The sequence below is a fragment of the Pseudoselenomonas ruminis genome (genome assembly GCF_008271295.1).
Classification (GTDB): Bacteria; Bacillota; Negativicutes; order Selenomonadales; family Selenomonadaceae; genus Selenomonas_A; species Selenomonas_A ruminis.
Genome location: NZ_VTOY01000001.1, coordinates 654,513 through 674,405, shown reverse-complemented (window position 1 = coordinate 674,405; position 19,893 = coordinate 654,513). Strand labels below are relative to the sequence as shown.

18 protein-coding genes are annotated in these 19,893 nt (G+C 50.8%); 13 read left to right on the top strand and 5 right to left on the bottom strand.

Features of this window, described 5'->3' with window-relative positions; all coding sequences use genetic code 11:
- Nucleotides 1–194 precede the first annotated feature (194 nt).
- The 5 genes from typA to FZ040_RS03000 all read left to right on the top strand — a co-directional run bounded on the left by typA (nucleotide 195) and on the right by FZ040_RS03000 (nucleotide 6,137).
- Nucleotides 195–2,015 (top strand): translational GTPase TypA, encoded by a 1,821-nt coding sequence (gene typA, locus FZ040_RS03020; RefSeq protein WP_149170776.1) that lies wholly within the window; start codon nucleotides 195–197, stop codon nucleotides 2,013–2,015.
- Between the two features lie 205 nt (nucleotides 2,016–2,220).
- Entirely contained in the window at nucleotides 2,221–2,751 is a 531-nt protein-coding gene (locus FZ040_RS03015) for a cell division protein SepF (protein WP_149170631.1), read from the top strand.
- 109 nt (nucleotides 2,752–2,860) lie between these two features.
- Complete coding sequence (pepD, locus tag FZ040_RS03010; RefSeq protein ID WP_149170630.1) at nucleotides 2,861–4,309, top strand: beta-Ala-His dipeptidase; 1,449 nt, start codon at nucleotides 2,861–2,863, stop codon at nucleotides 4,307–4,309.
- A gap of 82 nt (nucleotides 4,310–4,391) precedes the next feature.
- Nucleotides 4,392–5,138, top strand: coding sequence for a hypothetical protein (locus tag FZ040_RS03005; RefSeq protein ID WP_149170629.1), 747 nt, complete (start codon nucleotides 4,392–4,394; stop codon nucleotides 5,136–5,138).
- A gap of 48 nt (nucleotides 5,139–5,186) precedes the next feature.
- Nucleotides 5,187–6,137: a metallophosphoesterase family protein gene (locus FZ040_RS03000; RefSeq protein ID WP_149170628.1), complete on the top strand. Its 951-nt coding sequence runs from the start codon at nucleotides 5,187–5,189 to the stop codon at nucleotides 6,135–6,137.
- Between the two features lie 27 nt (nucleotides 6,138–6,164).
- Here FZ040_RS03000 and FZ040_RS02995 read toward each other — a convergent pair whose 3' ends face one another.
- Both FZ040_RS02995 and FZ040_RS02990 read right to left on the bottom strand, forming a co-directional pair.
- Nucleotides 6,165–7,046, bottom strand: coding sequence for a DMT family transporter (locus FZ040_RS02995; RefSeq protein ID WP_149170627.1), 882 nt, complete (start codon nucleotides 7,044–7,046; stop codon nucleotides 6,165–6,167).
- 34 nt (nucleotides 7,047–7,080) lie between these two features.
- Nucleotides 7,081–7,965: a LysR family transcriptional regulator gene (locus FZ040_RS02990; protein ID WP_149170626.1), complete on the bottom strand. Its 885-nt coding sequence runs from the start codon at nucleotides 7,963–7,965 to the stop codon at nucleotides 7,081–7,083.
- A 129-nt stretch (nucleotides 7,966–8,094) separates the two neighbouring features.
- Here FZ040_RS02990 and FZ040_RS02985 point away from each other — a divergent pair, with 129 nt between their 5' ends.
- Together FZ040_RS02985 and FZ040_RS02980 are read left to right on the top strand one after the other, a co-directional pair.
- Entirely contained in the window at nucleotides 8,095–9,138 is a 1,044-nt protein-coding gene (locus FZ040_RS02985; RefSeq protein ID WP_149170625.1) for a YeiH family protein, read from the top strand.
- A 147-nt stretch (nucleotides 9,139–9,285) separates the two neighbouring features.
- Entirely contained in the window at nucleotides 9,286–10,713 is a 1,428-nt protein-coding gene (locus FZ040_RS02980; RefSeq protein WP_149170624.1) for an AsmA family protein, read from the top strand.
- 39 nt (nucleotides 10,714–10,752) lie between these two features.
- Here FZ040_RS02980 and FZ040_RS02975 read toward each other — a convergent pair whose 3' ends face one another.
- Nucleotides 10,753–11,913, bottom strand: a complete 1,161-nt coding sequence (locus FZ040_RS02975) for an acyltransferase (RefSeq protein ID WP_149170623.1) — start codon at nucleotides 11,911–11,913, stop codon at nucleotides 10,753–10,755.
- A gap of 37 nt (nucleotides 11,914–11,950) precedes the next feature.
- Nucleotides 11,951–12,664: an SIMPL domain-containing protein gene (locus FZ040_RS02970; RefSeq protein WP_149170622.1), complete on the bottom strand. Its 714-nt coding sequence runs from the start codon at nucleotides 12,662–12,664 to the stop codon at nucleotides 11,951–11,953.
- A 237-nt stretch (nucleotides 12,665–12,901) separates the two neighbouring features.
- Between FZ040_RS02970 and FZ040_RS02965 the strand changes: the two genes are divergently transcribed.
- The 5 genes from FZ040_RS02965 (at nucleotide 12,902) to phoU (ending at nucleotide 17,032) form a co-directional block, all read left to right on the top strand.
- Nucleotides 12,902–13,255, top strand: a complete 354-nt coding sequence (locus FZ040_RS02965) for an ASCH domain-containing protein (protein ID WP_149170621.1) — start codon at nucleotides 12,902–12,904, stop codon at nucleotides 13,253–13,255.
- A gap of 130 nt (nucleotides 13,256–13,385) precedes the next feature.
- Nucleotides 13,386–14,609 (top strand): tryptophan synthase subunit beta, encoded by a 1,224-nt coding sequence (trpB, locus tag FZ040_RS02960; protein ID WP_149170620.1) that lies wholly within the window; start codon nucleotides 13,386–13,388, stop codon nucleotides 14,607–14,609.
- A gap of 224 nt (nucleotides 14,610–14,833) precedes the next feature.
- Nucleotides 14,834–15,529, top strand: coding sequence for a response regulator (locus FZ040_RS02955; protein ID WP_149170619.1), 696 nt, complete (start codon nucleotides 14,834–14,836; stop codon nucleotides 15,527–15,529).
- Between the two features lie 83 nt (nucleotides 15,530–15,612).
- Nucleotides 15,613–16,362: a phosphate ABC transporter ATP-binding protein PstB gene (gene pstB, locus FZ040_RS02950; RefSeq protein ID WP_149170618.1), complete on the top strand. Its 750-nt coding sequence runs from the start codon at nucleotides 15,613–15,615 to the stop codon at nucleotides 16,360–16,362.
- Nucleotide 16,363: 1 nt separating this feature from the next.
- Complete coding sequence (phoU, locus tag FZ040_RS02945) at nucleotides 16,364–17,032, top strand: phosphate signaling complex protein PhoU (protein ID WP_149170617.1); 669 nt, start codon at nucleotides 16,364–16,366, stop codon at nucleotides 17,030–17,032.
- A gap of 10 nt (nucleotides 17,033–17,042) precedes the next feature.
- Here the strand turns inward: phoU and FZ040_RS02940 are convergent, their stop codons facing one another.
- Nucleotides 17,043–18,845: an ATP-binding protein gene (locus FZ040_RS02940; RefSeq protein WP_149170616.1), complete on the bottom strand. Its 1,803-nt coding sequence runs from the start codon at nucleotides 18,843–18,845 to the stop codon at nucleotides 17,043–17,045.
- A gap of 174 nt (nucleotides 18,846–19,019) precedes the next feature.
- Between FZ040_RS02940 and FZ040_RS02935 the strand changes: the two genes are divergently transcribed.
- The gene (locus FZ040_RS02935) at nucleotides 19,020–19,883 is read left to right on the top strand and encodes a phosphate ABC transporter substrate-binding protein (protein WP_149170615.1); all 864 of its coding nucleotides are present in this window, start codon (nucleotides 19,020–19,022) and stop codon (nucleotides 19,881–19,883) included.
- Nucleotides 19,884–19,893 lie beyond the last annotated feature (10 nt).

The window sequence follows — 19,893 nt, the reverse complement described above, 5'->3', positions numbered from 1 at the left end:
CGCTATTGATAGAAACGCCTTTTCTCTCAGTTGATGGGGGAAAAGGCGTTTCCTTAAAAAAAGATTGACAAGCCAACAGGTCTATACTAGAATTTATATGGTTACTTTATATATAAGTAGTGTATATCTTGAGTTTTATGGATACCAACGCGTATCCATTTTGTTTATTAGGAGGCAGATTACACAGAATGAGTATGATGACTAACGAGAAGCTGAGAAACATTGCAATTATTGCCCACGTCGACCATGGTAAGACGACGCTGGTCGATGCAATGCTCAAGCAGAGTCACGTTTTCCGTTCCAACGAGCAGGTCGCTGAGCGCGTTATGGACTCCGGCGATATCGAGCGTGAGCGCGGTATCACGATTCTGTCCAAGAACACGGCAATCATGTACAACGACATCAAAATCAACATCGTCGACACCCCGGGCCATGCGGACTTCGGCGGCGAGGTTGAGCGTGTCCTCAACATGGTCGATGGCGTTGTTCTGCTCGTCGATGCTTTCGAGGGCCCGATGCCGCAGACGAAATACGTTCTGCGCAAGGCACTGGAGCAGGGACTTAAACCGATTGTTGTCATCAACAAGATTGATAAGCCGAACCAGCGCGTAGACGATGTCTATGACGAAGTTCTCGAGCTCTTCATGGAACTTGATGCTGACGATGATCAGCTCGACTTCCCGGTTATCTACGCTACGGCTCGTGATGGTGTAGCAAAGTACAAGATGGAAGACGACAACGCTGACCTCAAACCGCTGATGGAGACGATTGTCAAAGAGATTCCGGCACCGAAAGGCGACCCGGAGGCTCCGCTCCAGATGATGGTTACGACGCTCGAGTCTGACTCCTTCGTTGGCCGCGTTGCTATCGGCCGCATCATCCGCGGTACGGCTAAGACGAACCAGAACGTCGTCCTCATCAATGGCGACCAGACGGTCAAAGCTAAAATCGGTAAAGTATTCGTTTATCAGGGCCTCAAACGCGTTGAGACTGGGTCGGCCAGCATGGGCGACATCGTCGCTCTGACGGGCCTTGGCGATGTTTCCATCGGCTACACGGTTGCCGATGCAGAAAATCCGGAGGCTCTGCCGACGATCAACATCGATGAGCCGACGCTGTCCATGACGTTCGGTGTCAACACGAGCCCGTTCGCTGGCCGTGAAGGTGAGTTCGTTACGTCCCGTCACCTGCGTGACCGTCTGTTCAAGGAAATCGAGACAAACGTTGCCATGAAGGTTGAGGAAACGGATTCGGCCGATGTATTCAAGGTTTCCGGCCGTGGTGAGCTGCACCTGTCCATTCTCATCGAGACGATGCGCCGCGAGGGCTATGAGTTGCAGGTCGGTAAACCGGAAGTTGTTTACAAGACCATCAACGGCCAGCTCTGCGAGCCGATCGAGAACCTGACGGTCGAGGTACCGCAGGAGTTCATGGGCGCTGTTATGGAAGGCCTTGGCACGCGTAAGGCTGAGCTCGTCAACATGACGGAGACGGCTGGTTACATGCGTCTCGAGTTCACGATTCCGGCCCGCGGCCTGATTGGTTTCCGTTCCGAGCTCCTCACGAGCACGAAGGGCAACGGTATCATGAACCATGTCTTCCATGGCTATGCACCGTACAAAGGCGATATCCCGGGCCGTACGCGCGGTTCCCTCGTTGCTTTCGAGCAGGGCGAGACGACTGGTTATGGTATCTTCACGCTGCAGGATCGCGGTACGATGTTTGTCGGACCGGGCGAGGCAGTATATGAGGGCATGATTGTCGGTGAGAACTCCCGCGAGAACGATATCGACATCAACCCGTGCAAGAAGAAGAACGTTTCCAATATGCGTACGTCTTCCTCGGATGAAGCTATCCGCATCACGCCGCCGCGCATCCTGTCGCTCGAGCAGGCTATCGAGTACATCAACAGCGATGAGCTCGTTGAGGTTACGCCGGAGCACGTTCGTCTGCGCAAGTCCATCCTGGACCGCACGATTCGTGGCCGCAACGCCAAGAACGCTCGTAAAGGCTAATTCTTAAAATAAAATAGTTACAATTTATAAGTCCTGCTGGAAAAATATAATTTTTTTCAGCAGGACTTTTGCATTTGCTCGCGAAGTATGTTATCATGTTGATAGTTGAATTGTGAATTATGTTGATAACATGGATAAGTCCCCGCAAGGACGCGTCTAATTCGTGTGAATTAATGAAAGCTTTTTATTGGAAGGACGAGATGATATGGGCGTAGGCGCTATTTTTGAAGAGAAATTCTCTAAACTTAGAGATATTCTGATGCCGATTGAGGACTTCGGCGAAATTGAGGAAGATTACGCTGAGGTAAAGAAAACTTCATCCGTGAAGGAAGCACCGGCAGCTCAGAGCTACAGTGAGGAACTGAAGGTATCCAATGGTGGCACGGTTCAGTTTGACCGTTCGGGCTATCAGACTGGATCTTACCAGCATCGTGAGTCGAGTCGTCCGCAGTTGACGGTTCATACGACGAAAACGCCGGCTTTGAAAGTGCAGATTTATGCACCGAGCACCTTTGATCAGGTTGCTGCTATTTCGGATGATTTGAAAGCAGGCAAGGCTTGTGTCGTAAACTACGAGAAGGTAGAAGATGCTGAGCAGCGCCGTATTTGTGATTTCGTCAATGGTACCTGCTACGTTCTGGACGGCTGTGCGAAACGCATCTCCGGCAAAATTGTTCTTTATGTGCCGCAGGGGGTAGATGTAACGGAGGCCATGACGGTCGCGTTGACGGATTGATTTGCCCGTATTGCATTGTTGATGATGAGACCAGGCAGACATTTTGACTGCCTGGTTTTATTTTTATGTTTACTATTACATATGATATATGAATGAGTGAGGGATTCCTATGGAACAGAACAATGAGATTTTGGAAGGCGTACTGAGTGAATTTGAGAAATTGGCTGCGATTCCGCGCAAATCCGGCCATGAGCAGGCTGTCAGCGACTTCCTCAAGAAGTATCTGACCGACGCTGGCTTTACGGTAGTGCAGGACGAGAAGAACAACATCATTGCCGATAAACCGGCCAGCAAAGGCTATGAAAATGCCCCGCTGACGATTCTGCAGGGCCACATGGACATGGTCTGCGTTGCCGAGGAAGGCTATGCCTATGACCCGCTCAAAGACCCGATTAAGCTCGTACGCGGCGAGAAATACCTTGAGGCTGAGGGCACGAGCCTGGGCGCCGATGACGGCATCGGCGTGGCTGAGGCTATGTATATCATGAAAAACGCCAAAGACCATGGTCCGCTGCGCATGATTGTCACGGTGGACGAGGAGCAGGGCATGACGGGCGCCATTAACCTCGGTGCCGAGCATCTAAAAGATGCCAGCTACCTCATCAACTGCGATTCGGAAAACTATGATGAGTTGACCGTTGGCAGTGCCGGAAGTGTCAATCTTGACTTTTCGCGTAAATTGACTTGTCAAAAAGCAACGCAGCCGAATGGCTGGCAGATTGAGGTTAAAGGACTTCTCGGCGGCCACTCGGGCGAGCGCATCGGCGATGGCCGCGGCAATGCCATTCGCACGCTGGCTTTCGCGCTGGCAGCCCTGCAGGAAAAAGGCAGCGTTGAGCTCGCGTCCTTTACGGGCGGCAAGGCACGCAACGCCATCCCGAACGATGCCAAGATGGTAATCGCGTCTGACCTTGACAAGTCAGCTATCGAGGCCGTCCTTGAAGAGCAGAAGGAAAACTATCTCAAGATGTACGGCGCTGTTGACCCGAATGTCTCGTTCGTTCTGACGAGCGTTGAGACGCCGCAGCAGGTACTGACGGCTGACTTTACGACTGACTTTATCCGCCTGCTGACGATTCTCCACACGGGCGTATTTGCGATGTCGACGGTCATCCCAGGCCTTGTCGAGACGTCGGCAAACCTCGGCGTTGTTTCGATGGACGGGGATGAAGTGAACATCGCGTACTTCCCGCGTTCGGCTGTCGACCAGAAACTTAACGAATTCCGCTTCATGACCGAAGAATGGGCCGCTCTTACGGGCTTTACGGCCCACATCGGCACGCAGTCGCCGGGCTGGAAGGAAAACAAGGACAGCAAGCTCGCTAAAATCATGGCCGAGACCTTTAAAGCACAGAATGGCAAAGACATGAAAGTCGAAACGATTCATGCAGGCCTCGAGTGCGGCTGGCACTTCCTCAAGAACCCGAACCTCGACATGGTATCGATTGGTGTCACCACCATCGATATCCACAGCCCGAACGAGCGCCTGCTGCTTGAAACGGTAAAACCACAGGTAGACCTTATCATCGAGACCTTGCATAAGATTGCGAAAATGTAATACAATAGAATTAGAATAAAACGGCCTTCCCTTAGGGAAGGCTGTTGCTTTATGGGGAGATTTTTAGAGAGAAGGGGATTTGATGAAAAAAGGATTGATGGCAGGTTTGACGATGGGGACAATTATGATTACAAGTGTTTGCAGTGCGATGACGATGCAGGCACCGCAAAAAATAGGAAAGATATCTTTACCTCCTATGGGATGGTATGAAGTCAAGGGGGCGACAACGCATGAAGGTGTCCCGTTCAAGAATGTGAGATACCTGATGTCTTATCCGTCATTGCGAACTGGTAATGGCAGTAAAATATTTGATAAAGGCGTGGCCTGTTTTGGCAATGGAGAGGATTGCATTTACGTTCATTATGATGCGCGGGACGGAAGAGCATCCTATCTGCCTAATCGAAACAATAGCTTTGTGTCGAAGATTGGCGGTAAGGATGTTAATAATACCATCGATATAACAGTAACTTGCGCAACAAATATTAATTGCATAAAAACGGATACTGATGAGAAAATGTACTTGCTGGTTAATGAAGATGCAGGAGATGTTACAGGCATAACCTATACTCTGATTGGCAAGCGCAGTGATGGAAGTTATGTAAAATATTTCGACACCTACGACATAATCGGCAGATATTATGCGAACAAACGCGAGGTTCGCATGCAAAATATAAAAGTCGAAGGCGATGAAATTATTTGCAATTATTGCGTAACACGCTATGGATATGTAGGTCAAAATTATCAAAAAACCTATGAAGGTTATGGAAAGCTTTGTTTTAAATGGGATGATGAGGCAAAATGGTTCGGCGTTGAAAATAATACATTGTGAGTAAATATTTCGTAGTAGCGATATATTTTTAGCAGAGGAAGCGATACTATGTTAAACCGGCGTTCGTTTATCCGTGGTTTATTTATTGGACTTGGTGCCTTGGCTGTGGGCGGCTGGCAAAAATTGTTGGGGGCAACCGGGAAGGATTATTATCGGATTGTGGTGCTCGGGGACCCACATCTGCCGGTGCGGGTGGCCAAACATCCCGATAGTAATGTCCGGCAGGCGATTCTGGCGGCAAAGAATGACGTGATTGCCGACATCAACAGCTGGGACGATGTGACGGCCGTTGCCGTAGTCGGCGACATTGTCGAACAGCGGGGCGTAAAGTCAGAATACGAGTACATCCAGTCGTTCTTCGGTAAATTGAAAAAAGAACTTTGGGTGATTAACGGCAACCATGAATTTCTTTATGAAGATGAACTCTCGGCTAATGGCAGGATTAAACCAGCCAGCCCCGAAGTTCGCCAGCAGAAACTGGCTGCTTTTGCCAGCTTTTGGCAGCTGCCGGAGCGCTGGTATGCCAAAGACCTCGGCGGGTATCATCTGATTTTCCTGTCGACCGAAGGCCCGTTGCCAACACAGCTCGGAGAAATGCAGCTTGCCTGGTTCGAGCAGGAACTGGCGGCACATCGCGACAAGACGACGTTGGTCTTTTTCCATGGGCCGCTGAATCATACGCTGCTGACGTACCATAAGTCTGTCAATACTGAGCGGTCGATTGCGATGCCAGCGGATAAAATCGACGCCATTCTCGCGGAAAATCCCCAAGTCAAGTTATGGGTATCGGGTCATACGCATACGTCCTGCCATAATTCCAGCTTTGCCAATAACGAAATCAATTACTATAACGAGCATACCTGCAACATTCACAATGACTGCATGGACAAAAAGAAGATAACGACAAATTCGATATATCTCTATCCAGACCATATCGAAGTGCGGACCTTTGACCATTATAAAAAGTGTTGGCTAGACGAAATTGACCGGTCGTTTTGACCGGTCAATTTTTTATGTCAAATGAAGTTATTTTTTTGCCAGCACAAAAACGGTGCTGAGGATTAAGGCGGTGCCGAGATAGTCCATGGGGGCAAAGCTGGCGTGGAGAAAGAGGATAGAGAAGACGATGGCCGACAGTGGTTCAATGGAGCCCAGGAGACTCGTTTCGGTAGGGGAAATGTATTTGATGCTGCCGAGGTAACAGCCAAAGGCGATGACGGTGCCGAAGATAATGATATACGCGTAGGTGATGGCGGCGGCACTGCTCCAGGTGCCACTGAACTGCCAGGGAGGGCAGACGGGCATCAGTGCCAGTCCGCCCAGCAGCATGCCCCAGCCGGTAATCAGCGTGGCGCGCCATTTGCGGATGAGCCGCTTGGGCTGAGTGGTATAAAAGGCGGCCGCAAAAGCAGACCCGAGGCCCCATAGCAGGGCGGCAAGCGGAATGGAAAGCGTGTCGAGCCGTCCATGGGTGACCAGCAGGAACGTACCGCCAATCGCCATAACGACACAGAGCAGTTCGCGGCCAGGCGGGAACTTATGGGTGGCCAGCGAGGTATAGCCAATGATAATTACCGGCATAAGGTATTGCAGGATGGTGGCGGCGGCGGCATTGCCATGCTGGATGCAGGCAAAATACGTATATTGCACGGCTAGCATGCCGAAGATGGCAAACAGCAGCACATCGCGGGCATCTTGTTTGTTTTTCCAGATAGAAAAAACATTTTGCCGATACAGGGCAAAATCGATAAGCAGAAACAGGCAGCCGGCCAAGAGCATGCGGGAAACGACGAGCCAGACCGTAGAAAAGCCGCAATCCTGCAGCAGATATTGTCCGGCTACGCCACTGCCGCCCCACATGGATGCCCCGAGGCATACCATGATGAGTCCTTTTTTTCGTTTTGTCAAAGCAGGTCATCTCCTTCGGGCAGTTTCTGACTTGTCAGATTCCGCTGAGTTCTTGGCAGATTTGCTGATATTGGGCGGTGTAGATGCTGCCCTTTTCCCAGATAAAGGTAAAGTCGTGCTGCATGGCAAAGCCTTTTAGCGGAATTGGCCGCAAGACGCCGCTGGCCAGTTCCGCTTCCACTGCGCGGCGATACAGGAAGGAAATTCCGCAGTCGTGCGTAAGCAGGCCGATGATGGTATGCATGTTTTCGACTTCCATATTGTGGATGAAGTCTTCGGAACGCAGGCCGTGCAAAGCCAGATTGCGTTCGAGAATTTCGCGGGTGCCGGACCCTTTTTCGCGCAGCAGCAGCCGTTCGCCAAGCAAATCGTGAAAAGTTGTTGGCTGGCCGCAAGCAAATTTGTGGGAGCTCGCACAGACGCCAATATAGTCTTCGGTGCTGTAGGGCTGGCAGAAATAATCCTGGGGCGGGAAATAGCCTTCGACGAGTGCCAGCTGGATGCGGCCCTCGGTCAGCTGTTGCAACAGTTCTTTGGTGTTGCCAAAGCGAAGCCGGATGTTGATGCCCGGATGGGCCAGTTGATAGGCGGCCAGCGGGGCGACGATGGCATATTCGCCAACGGTCATCGTAACGCCGAGCGACAATGTGCGGATGCCGGACTGCTGGCTTAAGAGCTCGGCACTAAGCGCGACTTCGTCGTTTTCCATGGTTTTACAGCGTTCATAGAGAAGCTTTCCTGCAGGGGTAAGCTCGAGTTTTTTATTGGCGTAGCGAAAGGCTTTTATCTGATAATAATCTTCGAGATAACGGATGTGCTGCGAAACTGCCGGCTGGGTGATGTTTAGGACTTTGGCAGCCTTGGTATAGTTCATCGTCTGACAGACGCAGAGAAATGTTTTGATGCGAAAATCGAGCATGGGAATACCTCATTGTTGATAAGAATATCTTATAGCAATATCATAACATATAATTTTACATTTTCGAATAATCCTTTTATAATTCATTCTATCAGCTGAAATAAAGGGCCTGTTTTGAGAGGTATAGTAATGTTATTTTTACGCAATAATTCATTTGGTATTTTTGTATGTTTTCTTATTGCATTGCCAGCATGGCTGCTCGGAAAGCTTTTTCCTGTGGTTGGCGGTGCGGTGCTGGCCATTTTGTTTGGCATGGTCATCACGTTCTTTTGGCATGAACATGGCAAGGCGCAGGCTGGTATCAATTGGACGTCGAAAATCATTTTGCAGTCGGCCGTCGTGTTGCTCGGCTTTGGCATGAATCTTGGCGTTATCGTCCAGACGGGAATCGTTTCGCTGCCAATTATCGTGAGCACGATTACGACGTCGCTGGTGGTGGCCTTGGTACTCCATCGTGGCTTAGATATTTCGCGCAACACGTCGGCACTCATTGGTGTTGGCTCGTCCATCTGCGGTGGTTCGGCGATTGCCGCCGCGGCGCCGGTCGTTAAAGCCGACAGCAATGAGATTGCGCAGTCGATATCGGTTATTTTCTTGTTTAATGCGATGGCGGCGCTGCTGTTTCCGATTTTAGGGCACATGATTGGCTTTGATACGACGTCCGGTGAGGCTTTCGGTATCTTTGCGGGCACGGCGATTAACGATACGTCTTCGGTTACGGCGGCTGCTGCCACCTGGGACAGCATGTGGGGGCTTGGCACCCAGACGCTCGATGAAGCTGTTACCGTAAAACTCACGCGCGCGCTGGCGATTATCCCGGTGACACTTCTCTTGGCTATGCTCGTTGCCAAGAAGGAAGCCGCGCAGAATGAGGGAAGTTCCCTTGAAACGTTCAGCCTTAAGCGCGCTTTTCCCATGTTTATTTTATACTTCGTCCTGGCAGCCGTTGTTACTACGGTTTGTCTGAACCTTGGCGTAAGCGCAGACGTATTCCAGCCGCTTAAAGAATTGGCGAAGTTCTTTATCGTCATGGCGATGGCGGCAATTGGGCTTAACAGCAACGTCGTAAAACTCATAAAAACTGGTGGCAAGCCAATTCTTCTCGGCGCCTGCTGCTGGGCTGGCATTACGGTGGTCAGCCTTCTGGTACAGCGCATCTTGGGAATATGGTGATTGTTTGACAGGCAAAAGTCTGTGGCACGTTAGGTGTTCACAGACTTTTTTCTTGCTTGGGGGTTACTTGGCCGTGATAACAGCAGGTTTATCGAGGGGGAGAAGCGAATAAAGAGATAAGAAAGCAAGGAGAAGAGAGGGACGCGTATGCTCAAATGGCTTCGGATGCATTGGCGCAGGACTCTGGTGATAGCCGTTGTGACGATTTCCCTGGCGGTGTTTATTGTGCTGGAAATATTTAGCCGTGGGGCGGCAGCGATTTTTAATCAAGCCATGGCAGAGCAAAATATGCTGCGGGGAACAATCACGGCGGAGAAAATCATCGCACATGTTACCGGCGATGTGGATTTTACGGGACTTGAGTGGCACGATGTGGAGGGAAGGCTGATTCTGCGGGTGCCGGAAGGTCATTTTTATGTGCGTCTATGGGATGTAGTGACGGGAAATATCAAATCGACTACACTTCAGGAATTGACGCTTAAAGACGCGGAAGTGTCGATTCATCTGGCGGATGATATGACGGTGGATTTTGTCCGCAATTCCAAGGATATGCAAAAGGTACAAACTGCGGATGAAGACTGGCAGCAAAAGGTCAGTCTGGTGGGGAAAAGTGAGGAGGAGCGTAAACGGATTGGCGAATTTCATCGCCGCAAACGAGCCGAAAAAATGGCGAAGCAATGGAAAAATTTTGACCGCTCGGGCAAGAAAATCCGTATGGAGTTAAAGCTTGAAGATTGCCGTTTGGAGGTCTTTTACAAAGACCGTCACTATTTGCTGTCCGGGGTAAACGTAAAGACTGCGATTAATACGGCTAAGCGCATGGAGGTCGAGGTTAATACGGGGCGGTTCGGCGGCACGATGATTGGCAGCAATGTGAATTTGAAGGGAACGGTGGATTTTCAGGACAGTGAAGTGCCCATAGGAGATTTGCAGCTGAGCTTTGTGGAGGTAGACCCTTCGTCGCTGGGAGTCGGGGTAAAGGTACATGATAAAATGACACTGGATAGTCATTTAACCGGTCCGCTCAATGCGATTCATGGAGAAGGAAAACTGAAGATGGCAGAACTCCATATTCCAGGGCTTTATTTCCAAGAGGTTAACGGGAATATAAGCTATGATGGCGAGAAAATTGATTTTAAGGATGTTACGGGCAAGGTGTATGGCGGTAAGCTGGAGGCGGAAGGCAGCTATGACCTTGATACCCGTTATTATACGATTCATGCCGTCGGCAGGGAGTTGCAAGCCTCGCAGGCTTTGCCCCACAGCCATTTGTACTGCAATGTTATGGTGGATATGCAATTTGCGTCAAAAGGAAGTGCCAAGGAAGCAACTGCATCGGGGATTTTTACTTCTGGGGACGGGCGGTATCGGAGGATTCCCATCAAGCGCATAAAGGGGGCTTTTCGCCAGTCCTATCACGAGTTGCAGTTCTATGATGTTCGGATAGACTTCGCAGGATTTAGTGTAGCGACCGATGCATTGCAGATTAAGGACAAGAAGCTAAGGCTGGGCCCGATTTTTGTAAAGGACAGCAGTGGCAAGGACATCAGCACATTAGACCTTGGGCGAAAATAGAAAAATGCCGCTGGGCAATACGAGCCAGCGGCATTTTTATTATTTTTTCTTAGGATATACGCCAATGGTCAATTCGTTGAGGATTGGCAGCTGCTCACCGATTTTGCGGCAGATTATTGCGCCGAGCATGGCCAGCGCCAGCGTGGCAAAGTAGAAGGCGATGGCGATTGGTGCGGTCATAATACGTCCGCTGTGCTGAAGCATCATTGCCAGATACGTAATCGCAATCGGATGTGCCAGGTAGGCAAAATAGGAATGTTTGCCGAGCTGGTGAAGCAGCGGATTGAGGAAGGCTGGATACTTCTGATAGGTGAATATCGTAAAGAAGAATAGCGATGCTGTGATGGTGTAGAAGATACCGGCCGGACAAAGCTGATGGGCGGTATTGATGGCCTCGAGCGGCGTATAGCCATCAACGGCAATTAACTGATAGTAGTAAGCAAGAAGCGATGCCAGGCTGGCCCAGAAAAAGGCCGTGATGCCAAGGCGTTGTTTCTTCATAAAATCCATGAATGCATCGATATGCACGGCCAGATAGCCGCCGAGTACAAAGATAAATACATAGTGCATAACCCAGTAGTTCAGGCGGTACATAAGGAACGGTTTTAGGATTGACGTGTCAGGCAGTCCGTAGACGAAGAGATTGAAACTCGTGGAAAAACTTGACCAATAGTCAAAACCAATCTGCGCCAGCAGTAAAAGCGTGAGGCTTACGAGTCCGGCACGCCGTACCATCCAAATCCAAAGCGGCATCAACAGATAGAACCAGAGCAAAATGACGAGAAAGTAAAGCTGATACTTCGCATTGCCAAAGAACAGCAGCACGAGGAGGTGCAGCGGGTCGGGAAAGCCGACGCCGTAGAGCCAGCCATCATGCAAAAGATAACAGATGGACCAGACGAGGTAAGGAACGAGTACCGTCTTGAACCGGCGTTTCATAAAGTAGCGGAAGTCAAACGGGGCATGAAGGTCCAGATTGTAGAACAGGCCAAACGCGGAAATGAAGAAGAAAATCGGTACGCTAAAGCGCGTGGCGACCTCAAAGAGGGCGACGAGGTCGACGTTGGCGGCAGTATTGCTTAGATACTGGGACCCGACATGGATGCCGATGACTCCCATCATCGAGATTCCGCGGATATATTCGATAGCGGCCAGCCGCGGTTTGCGCGGGCGGGCTGCTGTGGCTGCTTGTTCTTGCATGAGATAAAAAACTCCTTACTGTAAAGAAATGTTGCGATTAATTTTCGAGAATATAGTCGATATGGACGCGGGCCGTGAGCGACAAAATGCCCGGCTCAATTGTCGTGGCAGCGGCAGTCTTGGAGGCGGCGAGCATGGCGTTGTCATAGCGGCGCGATTCGAGATAGCCGGTGCTTTCGGACACGTTCTTGATGCCGATGATGCGTTTGCCAAGGCCTTGGGCCAAGATGTCAGCCTTATCGCGCGCATCCTGCACGGCCTTTGTCAGCGCTTCCTTGCGGATTGCCTGCGTATTGCTGGCGGCAAAGTCCAGCGAATGGATTTCGTTGGCACCGGCATTTAAGGCGGCATCGATGACCTTACCGGTCTTGTTGATATCGCGGACGATGACAATGATGGAATTGTTTACCGTATAGCCGCTGATTTCGTGGCGGCGGTTATCCGACGTGCGGTAATTGGGGCGGAACGAATAATTGTTGGTTTGGATATCTTTGGCCTCAATACCGAGTGCTTTGATTGCCTTATTGACCTGCTCGGTGGTCAAAGCATTGCTGCTTTGCGCCTTGCCGGCATCGGCAGCTTGTGATGTCACGCCGATGGTGACCGTAGCGCGGTCCGGCGCCGCGATGCCCGTTCCCTCGCCATCAACGGATAACGTTGGCGCGTTATTTGCCGCGGGGGCAGCGGCGGCAATACTCGTTACGAAAAGCGTAAGAGCCATAAAAACAAAAGCGATGCGCTTGCAGTTCATAATAAAACCTCCTTAAAGACGCATAACGAAATTCTCGTTCTATTCTATCATATTTCCCGTATAAAGAACATGTTCCCTTGGTATATGAGCCGATAGAACAGGGATGTTTACAAAGTTACAGAAAAAGTTTTCTTTCTGGCAGGAGATTTGCTATAATTAAAAGAACATATAATAATATTCATAGATTATATGTAATAAGTGACAACTAGGAACAAGGGTAGATTGGAGTGCTTAAGTATGATGGCATTGAACTTCCAGGCAGCAAAACACAAGAAAATGCTCATGGAACGCACGAAAAACTGTACGGTACGTCTTGGCGATGTATCCAAACTTTATCCGGAAGGCTCTGTCGTATGGATTACCACGGGCAAAAAAGGCGAGCCCAAACATAAACTTTATTCCGCCTATCTCGACAAGGTGCGGGTAAAGACGATGGGAACCCTGACTTCTAATGACCTCGGTCACCAGAATCCGGAAATCAATTCGAAAGAAGAACTCGTGGCAGATTTCGAAAAAATCTACAAACGCCGCATCCTTATGGAAGATACCGTGACGGTAATCTACTTCACTGAGGTACATGAGGATTTGTAATTTGTTATCGCGATAAAAATATAGAAGCGCCGCAGATTGACAACTCAATCTGCGGCACTTGTTTTGAATGATTCGCCTGTTGAAAAAAATAGCGATTTTCCCTGTACGGGGGTATTATGAGGAGGTTCTTATGGATTTTTCGACATACTTGAAACAATATCCGAATGCGGAGGGGCGTTTTGGCAAGTTCGGTGGAGCGTATTTGCCGGAAAAGCTCGTTCCGGCGTTTGAAGAAATCACCCAGGCGTATATGACCATCTGTCATTCTTCGCAGTTTGTCAATGAGCTGCGAAGAATCCGCAAGGAGTTTCAGGGGCGGCCGACGCCGGTTTATCATTGTGAACGGCTTTCGCGAAAACTGGGCAACTGCCAGATTTATTTAAAACGCGAGGACCTCAATCATACGGGGGCGCATAAACTCAATCATTGCATGGGCGAAGGACTGCTCGCTAAGTTCATGGGCAAGAAGCGCATTATCGCCGAAACGGGTGCTGGTCAGCATGGCGTAGCCTTAGCAACGGCGGCGGCGTTTTTCGGGCTGGACTGCACCATCTACATGGGTGAGGTGGATATAAAAAAACAGGCCCCCAATGTGGCCCGTATGAAAATCCTTGGAGCAAACGTCGTGCCAGTAACCCATGGGTTAAAGACCTTGAAAGAGGCCGTTGATGCTGCCTTTGAAGATTATCTGGAGAATTACAAGGATACCATCTACTGCATCGGGTCAGCCGTTGGCCCGCATCCGTTCCCACTTATGGTGAGGGATTTTCAGACCATCGTAGGCATTGAGGCCAGAGAGCAGTTCCAGGAAATGATGGGCTTTTTGCCGGATGTTGTAACCGCCTGCGTGGGCGGCGGCAGCAACTCCATTGGCATGTTTGTCCCGTTTTTAAATGACCCGGTGGAAATCGTGGGCGTTGAACCGTTGGGCCGCGGCAGCAAAATGGGCGACCATGCGGCGTCGATGACTTATGGTTCCGAGGGCGTTATGCATGGTTTTGACAGCATTATGTTAAAAGATGAAAATGGCGACCCGGCACCAGTTTATTCGGTGGCCAGCGGCCTTGACTATCCTTCGGTCGGCCCCGAGCATGCGCTCCTCCGTGAGGAAGGCCGCGTGAAATATGATTCGGTTACCGATGAGGAGGCAATCGACGCGTTCTTCAAACTTTCCCGCTACGAAGGCATCATTCCGGCGCTCGAAAGTGCGCATGCGGTCGCCTATGCGATGCGGCGTGCCAAGGAGATGAAGACGGGGTCTATCCTGGTCAACCTCAGCGGCCGCGGCGATAAGGACCTCGATTACGTTATCGAGCATTATGGCTTTGGGGAAAAATACCGTGACTTTAAATGATAAGTCAAATTATCCGTTGCCGCCATCCATAATGACGGGCGGTAATGGACTTTTGGCTACAACGAAATGATGATTCGTTTATAGCGGCTTGACGTGTTTATGCCAATCATGTTGAGCCGCTATTTTGTTTGGGCTGGACAGTTCAGGCGATATGCTTTATCCTGTGAGTAGATGATTGTCGTATTGGTGCCTGAGGTTTTAGCGTTAGCATGGGAAAGGCTGGGATGCGTATGAAGGTTTTAGTGGTAGACGATGAACAGAGCATACGGGAGCTCTTGGCCTTTCAGCTGGAAAAACACGGCTATGAAGTATTGACGGCAGGCAATGGCCGGGAGGCATTGGCAAAAGCTCATGAAATGGATCTTATTTTGCTTGATTTGATGCTCCCGGAGATTGATGGGCTGGAAGTGTGCCGGATGCTCAAAGCGGATAAGAAGACAGCAAGGATTCCCATCATCATGCTGACGGCAAAGGCAGAGGAAATTGATAAGGTATTAGGGCTGGAATTAGGCGCCGATGATTATGTGGTCAAGCCTTTTTCGCTGCGTGAGCTCATGGCGCGCGTGAAAGCCGTTTTGCGGCGTTCTGCTCAGATGGGGCCGCAGGATGAGACGTTAGCCATCGACGGCCTGCGGATGGATTTTTCCTCCTATCAGGCTTGGCTGGAGGGCGAGGAGCTCGTCCTGACGCTAAAGGAATTTGAATTATTGAAGCTGCTCGTGACGAATCCTGGCAGGGCTTTTTCGCGGGATGAACTGCTGGAGCGAATCTGGGGCTATGAATACTATGGCGATACCCGGACGGTTGATGTCCATATCCGCCATTTGCGGGTAAAACTTGGAGCAAGCAATGAACTGCCGGAGCGAATCGAGACCATCCGCGGCGTAGGCTATCGCTTTGCGCGGCCGGTGCATAATTAACATAAAGATAACAAAAGCGCAACATGTTACGGTTGCGCTTTTGTTATGCTTGCATTAGCCGAAGCATAGAGGAGGAGCCAAGGATGAAAATGACAATAAGCAATCTGAATCTTTATTATGGGGAACAGCAGGCACTAGCTGGCGTCTCGTTGGAGATTCCCCGGAATCGTGTCATGGCCTTGATTGGCCCATCGGGGTGTGGCAAGTCGACGTTCCTGCGGACGCTGAACCGCATGAATGATTTGATTGACTGCGTCCGTATCGATGGCAGGATTGAACTCGATGGGGCAAATGTCTACGCAGACGATATGGACCTTGTCAGGCTGCGCAAACGCGTGGGCATGGTGTTTCAGCGGCCCAATCTATTCCCGATGTCTATCTATGAAAATGTCATCTATGGCTGCCGGGTTCATGGGCTGAGCGATAAGAAACGGTTGGATGAGATTGTGGAGAAAAGCCTGCGGCGGGCCGCATTGTGGGAGGAGGTCAAAGACCGGCTGGATGATTCGGCCATGGGCATGTCGGGCGGCCAGCAGCAGCGTCTCTGCATTGCCCGCGTGCTGGCTGTAGAGCCCGAGGTGCTTTTAATGGATGAGCCGTGTTCGGCACTAGATCCTATCTCGACCATGAAGATTGAGGAGCTGGTTCAGGAGCTTAAGCAGGAGTACACCATCGTGATGGTTACGCACAATATGCAGCAGGCGGCCCGCGTCTCGGACTATACGGCCTTTTTTCTGAATGGAAAACTCATCGAGCATGATGTGACCGATACGATCTTTACCAATCCCCATGACAAGAAGACGGAAGATTATATTACCGGGAGGTTTGGCTGATATGGAACAGACGCGAAAAGAATATATCCATGAACTTGCCATCGTGCAGGAAAAAGTGGCTGCGATGGGCGATAAGGCCTGCACAGGCGTGCAGCTGGCCATGGAGGCCCTGCTGGCTGGGGATACGGAACTTGCCCGCGAGGTAATGCTGGCCGATGATGTCCTGGATGAGATGATTGTTGACATCGAGGATAGCTGCATCCTGCTTATTGCCAAGCAGCAGCCGATTGCGCATGATTTGCGTGTCATTGCAGCGGGCTTTAAGATATCGACTGACATCGAGCGCATTGGAGACCATGCCTATGATATCGCCAAGACGGTCCAGGATGTTGGTGTGCTGCTTGATAACGAGCGGCTGAAATGGGTGCAGCTGCTGGGCGCTTGTGCTGTTGATATGGCAGCCAAGGCAATGCGGGCGTATCGGGAGCATGATGTTCGTTTAGCCGATGAGGTCCGCCAGCTGGACAAAAAGATGGATGCGATTTTTGCGCACACGTTTTATGCGTTGTCAGAATTCGTGACGACAGAGGCACCGCATCAAAAACGCATTACCCAGCTGCTCTTTATCGCGCGCTTTCTGGAGCGGATTGGCGACCATGCCGTAAACATTGCCGAATGGGTTATCTATCTGGAAACGGCAGAGCGCATCCATAAAAAGGACAAGGCTTGATAGAAAGGCTTTAAGACTTGGAATTAAGACAAGGAAAGTGCAGGATGAAGACCGTGCCCTGGCCTAAGGTGCTCTCAACCTCGATGGAGCCGTGGAAGAGCTCGGTCAGGTAGCGGACGAGCGACAGGCCAATGCCGTTGCCGCCGGTGCTGCGGGAGCGGGCTTTATCAATCCGGTAGAAGCGGTCAAAAATCCGTGGCAGATGCTCTGGAGCAATGCCGATGCCATTGTCGGTGATGCGGATGGTTATACTCTGCGGCTCGGCGTCGAGGGTAATGCTGATTGTGCCCCCTGCCGGTGTGTATTTGCTGGCATTTTCGAGCAGATTGCGGATGATTTGCGTGAAGAGTTCGGGGACAGCGGCAATTTGCATATCGTTTAGCGTTACATCTTCAGCAGACGGGAACTGGACCGTCTGCTGTTTTTCATGGAAGACGGGCTGCAGCTCGGAAAGGGCAGAGCGAAGTGCAGGCAGGACAGGAACTGGCGTCAGGGCAAGTTCCCGATTGTGGCTGAGCGTTTCGAGTCTGGCAAGCTGCAGCAGGTCTTGAATCAGGTGATTCATGCGCTGCGACTGGTCATAAATGACTTGGGCAAAATGGTGCGTCCTTGCTGGCTGCTGGAAGTCATCGTCTAAAAGCGTTTCGGCAAAGCCGGAAATCGCGGTCAGCGGTGTGCCGAGCTCATGGGCCGCGTTGCTGATAAATTCTGCCTGGCGCTCGTTGATTTCCTGCAATAACGAAATATCGTGGAAGACGGCTAAAATCTGTGCGGCATCCTTATTGGGAAATGGCGTCAGGAAAATCGTGAAGGTGTGACTGGTGCCGGCTGCCGTCTTGTCCGCGCGCTGATAGGTGATCGTTTCAGGCTGCTGCGTATGGCTTACGCGCTGGGCAGCTTCAGAGATTTCGGCACTGCCGAGCAGGTGGATGCTATGGCGGTTGAGTGCCTGCTGTTTCAGCTGGAATAATTCTTGGGCCTGGCGGTTGGTCTCGATGATACGGCCCTGACTGTCGATGAGCATGACGGCATTGTCCATCTGCGCTAAGACTAAGGCGAGTTTTTCGGCCTCGGCTTTTGTTTCGCCAAGCGTGCGGCTGAGGTTTTCCGTCAGCAGATTGATGGTTTGTATGAGCTGGTCGAATTCATCACCCGAGCGCCAGTTGATGCGATGGCTGTAATTTCCATGGGCAATGATGGCCGCATCAGCTCGTAGACGCTCGAGGGTAGTTACCTGCCGTTTGGCCAGCCAGACGGCCAGCAGAAAAGCGACGGCAGCAGCTAAAAGGATGGCCGTGATAAGCGCATGTTCAAGGGTCTGATAGGACGCTTCGGCAGCAGCCAGGGAATTTGAGGTGCGGATGATACGGATAAGCTTGCCATCCTCATAGACGGGGATGGCTACATACATGCGGTTTTCCAAAAGCGTGTCACTATAGCGGACGGCTGTGCCATATTCGTGGGCTAAAGCCTGCTGGACTTCCTGCCGCTCGAAATGGTTGTCGAGTTTTGCCGCCGGTTCTGAGGTATCCATGAGCACGGTGCCGTCGACGCTTAGGATGGTAATGCGAAGGCCCGTGTTGTCGCTAAGCTGCTGCAGGAGACTGGCAAACTGGCGTGAGTCCTGCTGTTTTTGAGCTGCGAGCGTCTGCTCGATAATCTGCGCATTGAGCACGAGAGCCTCCTGCTCCTTTTGCATGGTGTAAGAATGGAAATACTGCAACAGGAATAAGCCTGTGATCGTAAGTGCGGTAAGCGAGGCTAATAGGAAAGACGCGAGGAAACGGCGTGTGATGCGGGATTGAAACAGCAAAAGTCATCATCCTTTCCAATAATTTATGTCCATTCTAGCACAAAGCGCAGCGGCAGAGCGCGTTTTTACAAAGAATTAACAAAGGCACAACAATCAATGCCTTTGTGCTTGATAGGATAGAGGAGAACGAAGACGGATGTTTTCGGCTATTGATATCAGGTTGGAGGGAGAAAAATGTTTAATAAGACGAAAAAGATGATTTCGATGGGAATGGTGGCTATGGGGATGGCGATGCTGCTGGCAGGCTGTGGTGGCGTGCAGTCAGATGGCAGTGGGGAAGGAACCGCTGCGGTAACGGGCAAAGTCTCAGTCTCGGGCTCTACGGCGCTGTTGCCGCTCTTAAAGCCCGCGCAGGAGGTATTTCAGGAGAAACATGAAAACGTGACCGTAAGTATTGCTGGCGGTGGTTCTTTTACCGGAATGAATCAGGTGGCTGAAGGCGCCGTACAGATTGGCAGCTCTGATGTCAACCTGCCCGATGCGTACAAGGATAAAGGTCTGGTCGACCACAAAGTCGTTGTCGAGCCTTTTGTCTTTATCGTTGACAAGGCGAATACCGTCGACAATCTCACCAAACAGCAGGTGGTGGATATCTTGACGGGAAAAATCACCAACTGGAAAATGGTGGGCGGCGCGGACCAAGAGATTACGCTGATTCATCGTGCGAAATCCTCCGGGTCGCGCGCGACCATCAGCGAGGTAGTGCTTGCAGGCCAGTCCTTTACGGATAACGCAATCATCCAGGATTCCAATGGGGCCGTAAGGGCAGTTGTCAGCAATACACCGGGGGCTGTCGGCTATGTGGATGCGCCTTATGCCGATGGCAGCGTCAAGGTCTTGAAGTTTGATGGTGTGGAATACTCGGCACAGAATGTCATCGCTGGGAAATATCCAATCGTTGGCTATGGTCACCTGTATACGAAGGGAGAGGCGGAAGGTCCGGTCAAAGCCTTTATTGACTATATCCTCAGCGAGGAATTCCAGAACACGCAGGTGGAAAAGCTGGGCTTTATTCCCATCAGCAAGCTCAAACACTGATTACAGGAGG